This window comes from Pseudoalteromonas sp. S558, from assembly GCF_005886635.1.
In the GTDB taxonomy this organism is placed as follows: Bacteria; Pseudomonadota; Gammaproteobacteria; order Enterobacterales; family Alteromonadaceae; genus Pseudoalteromonas; species Pseudoalteromonas aliena.
The window spans coordinates 1-5,768 of record NZ_PNDU01000203.1 but is presented as its reverse complement, the minus strand read 5'-3'; the positions used below and the strand labels follow the sequence as shown (position 1 = coordinate 5,768).

4 protein-coding genes are annotated in these 5,768 nt (G+C 39.4%); all 4 read right to left on the bottom strand.

What is annotated here, in order from left to right:
• Positions 1-191 precede the first annotated feature (191 nt).
• The 4 genes from CWB66_RS14260 to CWB66_RS14245 are packed head-to-tail and all read right to left on the bottom strand — an operon-like array spanning position 192 to position 4,826.
• Positions 192-1,091: a Dyp-type peroxidase gene (locus CWB66_RS14260; RefSeq protein WP_077536915.1), complete on the bottom strand. Its 900-nt coding sequence runs from the start codon at positions 1,089-1,091 to the stop codon at positions 192-194.
• Between the two features lie 49 nt (positions 1,092-1,140).
• Positions 1,141-2,190 carry an ABC transporter ATP-binding protein gene (locus CWB66_RS14255; RefSeq protein ID WP_138585897.1) on the bottom strand — a complete coding sequence of 350 codons (1,050 nt, stop codon included), beginning with the start codon at positions 2,188-2,190 and terminating at the stop codon, positions 1,141-1,143.
• A complete protein-coding gene (locus tag CWB66_RS14250; RefSeq protein WP_138585896.1) occupies positions 2,191-3,822 on the bottom strand; it encodes an ABC transporter permease in 1,632 nt (543 codons plus the stop codon).
• A complete protein-coding gene (locus CWB66_RS14245) occupies positions 3,822-4,826 on the bottom strand; it encodes a Fe(3+) ABC transporter substrate-binding protein (protein ID WP_077536912.1) in 1,005 nt (334 codons plus the stop codon). Before CWB66_RS14245 ends, CWB66_RS14250 begins: the two co-directional genes overlap by 1 nt.
• Positions 4,827-5,768: the final 942 nt, after the last annotated feature.

Here is a 5,768-nt window from a genome sequence, read left to right as displayed (position 1 = left end):
GGCGACAAAATTAGCTTGGATGGTTTTGATGAGTTCAGGGAAAAAATAATAAGGCTCATTGGTGGACATGCGTTGCATTTATATAAAATCCAAAAAGTTGCCTAGGGGTCTGATCAATGCCTGTTATAGAGTGATTTAATTCGTTAACTTATTCAGATATTTATGCCGGTTGGTATAACAAGCTAAAAAAATTAAAGCTGCTTTAAAAATCCTATAGAGGGTGCAAAAAAAGCAGATCCCATGTCGGCTTGAGTGAAATCAAGCCACTGATCATAACACTCTTTTTCACCTAAACGGCTTTTCAGTACTTTTTCAAATGCGGTTCCTGTCGAGGCGCAGGAAATAGATAACATCCCTTGCTCGTAAACATCACCGTAAGGCATGCTCTGATTTAATAATAGTGGTTGCCCACTTTCGTCTTTTAGCTCGCTACGCACAGCATGAGAGGTTTCTACAGTAGGTGTAATAAGCGTATTATCAAGACGCGTACGCCCCATTATTTGCTCTTGCTCACTCAATGATAAGTGCTGCCACATTGTTAAATCGTGCTTATAACGCTGCACATGAATATAACTGCCTTGATCTTCAAAGCTCCCCTGTTTATTTACCAGGGCCGTAGCACGTTTCTTTCTTCCAAGGGCTGTGTCGCCCCCATAAATGAAGCCGTTAAAATCTCGGCCATCCAAAAACCGAAAATTACGAATTTGCTCCACCAGCTCAACATCGGGGGCAAATAATTTTAAAATTTGCAGTGCAAATAAATGATTAACGTCTTCTCGGTCTGAGCGTATTTGTACGAATAAATCACACGGCTGCACGCTCATATGATGATCGCTGTGATTTATATTAGGAAAGCTCTGTAATTCACTTGGGATATATTCAGGCAAGATATGCGGCCAGTACTGTGCGCCGATAGCAAGCATGCATGACAGCATTGATTCAGAAAATTGATCGCTAAACTCTTCTTCTATTGCACTAACTTGCTTTAGTTTTGCGCGCAGAGACTCATCTTGGCCATCAAACACATTAAAAAATAAATGCAAACCGTGTAAGTTTGCCTCAGCACAAATCCCCGACTGCGCTTGCGCCATTGTCATTCCTTAGCTTATAAACGGATTAACACAGCGAATAACAAATTAGTTATGATTCGAAAAAATTCACCGTGTGAGGTTTTATTTTTATTATAACCTGCTCATTTTTATCAAATGATTGGCCATATTGTGCAGCAACTTCAATTTCCTGTTCAGCAATAACAACCGTATAAACATACGCAGAGCCAATAAAGCGACTGCTTAATATTGTTGCTCGCTCGCTTTGTTCATTATGTATATTGTCGCTCACTAACTCTATTTGGTGAGGACGAACATATATTGTCCCTGCTTTTTCAGTATGTTCATGCGCAATATACGATTTAACTAAGCCAAACGGAGTACGGTATTCAGTCGCCGTTAATACTTCTGCGCTTAAGTATATGCCTTGACCCAGAAACTCTGCAACCTCCTTTGAACATGGAGCTGCAAAAAGCTGCTCTGGCGAGCCTTGTTGAGCAATTTTTCCGCGATGCATAATGGCAAGTGTATCTGAAAAGGCAAATGCCTCCTCTTTTGAATGTGTCACAAATACAGCAGACACTTGAGATGTTTTAATAATTCGCCGGATATCAGCGATTAACTCAAAACGTACTTGAGTATCTATGTTAGAAAAAGGCTCATCAAGGAGTAATAAACTCGGCCTATAAGCTAGTGCTCTAGCTATAGCAACACGTTGCTGTTGGCCACCCGATAACTGATGCGGGAACCTGTCGGCACAGCCAATTAAATGCACAAGCTTAAGCATTTCATCAACACGTTGCTGCTTCTGGGCTTTATTCATTGAACTTAGCCCAAATGCGATATTATTAGCGACTGTTAAATGTGGAAATAACGCATAATCTTGAAACATCATGCCGATGTTACGGTGCTCTGGTGAAATAAATGAGCTTTCATCACTCACCAATTTACCATCTATAAAAATACGGCCTTGGCTCGTTTCAATTAATCCTGCGATTGCTTTAAGTGTCGTTGTTTTTCCACAACCACTGGCCCCAAGTAAACACACTATTTCATCTTTACCAACCGTTAAATCTAGATCATGAAGCACTTGGGTGTCGTTATAGTGATAACTTACGCCTTGTAAAATTAAACTACTCATTTAACTACGCTGCTCCATAGAACGGTTAATAAAATACAAAGGAATAAAGCTCACAATCACAATAAATAAAGCAGATATAGAGGCCAGCTCTAGTTGCTCATCACTTACATACTGAAATACGTGAGTCGCCAAGCTTTCAAAACCAAAGGGTCTAAGTAGTAGTGCCGCTGGCAGCTCCTTCATACATTCAATAAATACCAGTAACGCCGCAGTAAGCAAACCTCGTCGTAATAGAGGCAAGTGTATTAACCTTAATGTTTGCCATTGGCTTTTACCCATTGACTGACTTGCCATATCGAGTGATGGACTAATGCGTAAAAAGCTCGACTCTATCGCTCCATGTGCAATAGCGTAAAACCTAACAATATAAGCAATAATAATGGTAAAAACACTGCCGCTAAGCAGCAAACCTATGTCTAAATTATACGGTGCGAGTACTGTATTTATGGTGTTTTCTAACAATGTAAGCGGTAATAAAACCGCAATGGCAAGTACGGTGCCAGGCAATGCATAGCCTGTGCTTGCTAAGCGTCCAGGAATAAGTGGGTATGTTTGTTTTGCCACGCGCTGATAAAAAACCACTAATATGCTCAAAGCAATGGTTACTAAACTCACCACTCCTGCTACTTTTAAACTTTGCCAAGCATAACTAAAAAACTCGCTGCTCCATGCTTTACCAAAATAAGTAACGGCATAATTAATAAGTACCGCTATGGGGATCACAAAAGAGATAAGTAAAATAAAACTACAAAATGCAGTGGCTAACCACCCTGACTTACCCTTTAAAATATAAAGCGATTCACTGTTAACGCTCGACTGGCGCTCAAACACGGCCTGATCACGGCGACTAAAGCGCTCAGCCATTAATGCTAAAAATAAAAGTAATAGCATAACACCCGATATTTTTGCAGCCGCTGTCAGTGAGTAATAACCAAACCATGTATCGTAAACAGCGGTCGTTAAGGTGCTTACAGCAAAGTAACTGACCGTTGCAAAATCAGCCATAGTTTCCATACTAATGAGCGCAAGGGCCGCAACAATTGCACCTCTGGAGAGTACTAAACTTACTTTAAAAAAACTTTTCCAAGGAGATAGCCCCATTAACTGGCTAGCTTGGACTAATTTAAACGATTGCTCGCGAAGCGCTGTTTTAAAAATCAAAAATAAATACGGATACAGGACCAAAGCAATCATCACTATGGCACCTGGTAATGTGCGTATATCAAAAAACCAGTAATCATTAGGTGATTGCCAGCCAAACCACTCGCGCAACGTTATTTGCACAGGGCCTGCGTAATCTAATAAATCTGTATATACGTAAGCAATAATATAGGTAGGCATAGCAAGGGGCAGCATAAGTGCCCATTCAAACTGTTTTTTACCGGGAAAGCGACAGTAAGCAGTTAGCCATCCAAGCGGCAATGCAATCACACAACTGAGCACACAAACACCCAAAATCAGCAACACAGTGTTAGTTATATAATCCCAAAGGACGGTATTCCAAAGGTGAGTAAACACCTCTGAGTCGCCTTGTACGGATTCAAATAAGAGGAAGAACAACGGGGCCGACAATATTAAGCCTGTCGACCACGCAAATAGCTGCCATCTAGACAGCTTAAATTTATAATTCATTAAAGATCGAACTTCACCTCATCAATCAGCTTAAGTGCTAACGGACGATATTTACTGATCTCATCAAGTGGTAAACTGTCTTCCTTAAAGCTACCCCAAGACGCAACCAAACTTGATAATTCAACACCTGCCTTAACCGGATACTCCATATTAAGCGAGGCATACACGTTTTGTGCTTTATTGTCGGTCATATACTCTATAAGTTTCAAGGCATTTTCAGGGTTTTTAGCGAACTTTGTAATAACAGCACCCGATACATTTATGTGCGAACCACGGTTATTTTGATTCGGAAAATTTATATTCACCGCCTCAGCCCATGCTTTTTGTTCTTTATCTTGTAGCATTTTACCAAGATAGTAGCTATTCCCTAGTGCTAAGTTACACAACCCCTCTTTAACCGCCTTTACTTGAGCACGGTCATTGCCTTGCGGTTTACGCGCTAGGTTATTTTTAACGCCTTCCAGCCACACTTTAGTCTCTGCCTCACCATGATGAGCAATCATAGATGCAACAAGCCCTAGGTTATAAGGATGTTTTCCCGAACGAGTGCAAATTTGTCCTTTATATTTAGGGTCTGCTAAATCTTCATAAGTTAGGTTTGGTAACGCGCCTACACGCTCTTTTGACGAATAAACATTTCGCACGCGCTTTGTTAATGCAACCCACTGGCCATCTGTGTCACGAAAAGCTGCAGGCACATTTTTATTGACACTGTCGCTTTTTATTCTTTGCGTTAAATTTAAGTCTTCTAACTGAATAAGCGCACTAAAATTAGAGGTTAAAACTAGATCGGCTTTACTGTGCTTCCCCTCTCGTTTAACGCGTTCAATTAAACCCTTTTTAGCAAACACAACATTAGTTTTTATACCGGTTTGTTTTGTAAAATCATCTAAAATGGGTTGAATAAGGTACGGTTGACGAAAAGAGTAAATATTAACAACGTCATTTGCAAATGCAGGTACTGATACAACAAGTCCCAAAACGATAGTAAGTGCTTTCTTCATTATTTCACCTAAACAATAACTATTATCAAATAATTCTATCTTGAACCACTATAAAGTGCACACTTTAAATGGCTATAAATAGACAGAAACGCCTGAAATGGAAATATCATGTGGGAGATCTCTCACGGATATGACAGCAAATGAGTAAAATGTAACACAAAAAAGCAGCATAAAAAAATTAACCCATTGTATTTTAATAACAAATATAAAATCACAGTTGCACTAGCTGTAATTTGATGCCGCTTTATCCTAGTTTAACTACCTTATTCACCTATAATTTATTCATCAACCAAGCAGTGATGCTTACGAGTAAATGGAAATAGATTACTTACTCGACCAACCAATGATTAGGTTACTCAGGATAATACTGATTTTAGGACAGGCTCAGGACGAGTATCACAATGGAATGTTGCAATACGGACAGCGTCAGGAAGACGCGAAAAGGATAACAACACAGATTAGTTGTTTAACAGGACGTTAAAGGAATAAATGGACAGGCCTTTTTAGGTAACACAATGGATTGCTTAAAACATGGATGCACTAGGAAGTGCAATTGAGGATTTGGTAATAGTATTTACCCCTACAGGATGTTTAGGAATAAAGGATATAGATCTGGATTGATCTACATTACATAGAACTAAAAAGTAATATAGTAATAGACATGGATTAGTAAAAATTGGAGTTGATTAAGTTCAATTGCAGGATGCAAAATTAGAAGATTCCGCAAGCGCGCCTAGAGATAGAGCGCGCTTTTCTTTGCTTAAAATTCAAACCGATTAGAAGCCCAAATAAATTTCAACAAACTAATTAACCTGAATTCTGAATAATAAATCTATCTCGAGCAGCTATTTTCAGCGCTAACTGTGTTGAATTTACTTACAATAGGCCCGCTATTGACGCGTAAATTCGCCTTGTTTTCACTGAAAATCTCTGGCTAGAGAA

Excerpts from the sequence above, each read along its gene's own strand:
- CWB66_RS14260 (WP_077536915.1), bottom strand. The coding sequence starts at position 1,091 with ATGGCGCAAGCGCAGTCGGGGATTTGTGCTGAGGCAAACTTACACGGT.
- CWB66_RS14255 (WP_138585897.1), bottom strand. The coding sequence starts at position 2,190 with ATGAGTAGTTTAATTTTACAAGGCGTAAGTTATCACTATAACGACACC.
- CWB66_RS14250 (WP_138585896.1), bottom strand. The coding sequence starts at position 3,822 with ATGAATTATAAATTTAAGCTGTCTAGATGGCAGCTATTTGCGTGGTCG.
- CWB66_RS14245 (WP_077536912.1), bottom strand. The coding sequence starts at position 4,826 with ATGAAGAAAGCACTTACTATCGTTTTGGGACTTGTTGTATCAGTACCT.